Origin of the sequence: Streptomyces sp. NEAU-YJ-81, assembly GCF_017592595.1 — a bacterium.
GTDB classification, from domain to species: domain Bacteria; phylum Actinomycetota; class Actinomycetes; order Streptomycetales; family Streptomycetaceae; genus Streptomyces; species Streptomyces hygroscopicus_B.
Window position 1 is genome coordinate 1 of the sequence record NZ_JAGFNO010000129.1, and the last position, 726, is coordinate 726.

A 726-nucleotide genomic window follows, 5' to 3' on the forward strand; every position below is an offset into this window, starting at 1 on the left:
ACGCATCCGTGGCTGCTCGACCACGCCGTGATGGGTTCGGTGTTGCTGCCGGGTACGGCTTTTGTGGAGCTGGCGGTTCGCGCGGGTGACCAGGTCGGTTGTGACCAGGTCGAGGAGTTGACGCTGGAGGCGCCGCTGGTGCTTCCCGAGGTGGGAGGCGTTCAGCTTCAGCTTTCGGTGGGTGCGCCGGATGGCTCCGGTCGTCGTGCGTTCGAGGTGTACTCGCGGTTCGAGGACGCGGCTGCCGATGAGCCGTGGCTGCGCCACGCCTCGGGTGTGCTGATGGAGGGCGCTTCGGCGCCGTCGTTCGATCTGGGGGTGTGGCCGCCGGCGGGTGCGACGCCGGTTGCGCTCGATGGTCTCTACGAGGGCATGGCGGGCTTGGGGCTCGCTTACGGTCCGGTGTTCCAGGGGCTGAGGTCCGCGTGGCGGCTCGGTGACGAGGTCTTCGCGGAGCTGGAGCTGCCGGAGGAGGCGCGGTCCGAGGCGGGCGCGTTCGGTCTGCATCCGGCGCTGCTGGACTCGGCGCTGCATGCGGTGGGTCTTGGTGGTCTGATCGAGGGTGCGGACGGGGCGCGGCTGCCGTTCGCGTGGGCTGGTGTGTCGTTGCACGCGGTGGGTGCTTCGGTGTTGCGGGTGCGGTTGTCGTCGGCTGGTGCGGATGCGGTGTCGCTGGCGGTGGCCGATGGTGCCGGGCGTGCCGTGTTGTCGGTGGATTCGCTGGTG

1 protein-coding gene is annotated in these 726 nt (G+C 70.0%); it reads left to right on the forward strand.

Going from position 1 to position 726, the window contains the following annotated elements; all coding sequences use genetic code 11:
• Positions 1-726: polyketide synthase dehydratase domain-containing protein (locus tag J5X86_RS50235; RefSeq protein WP_208523243.1), on the forward strand; the 726-nt coding region annotated here is incomplete at both ends.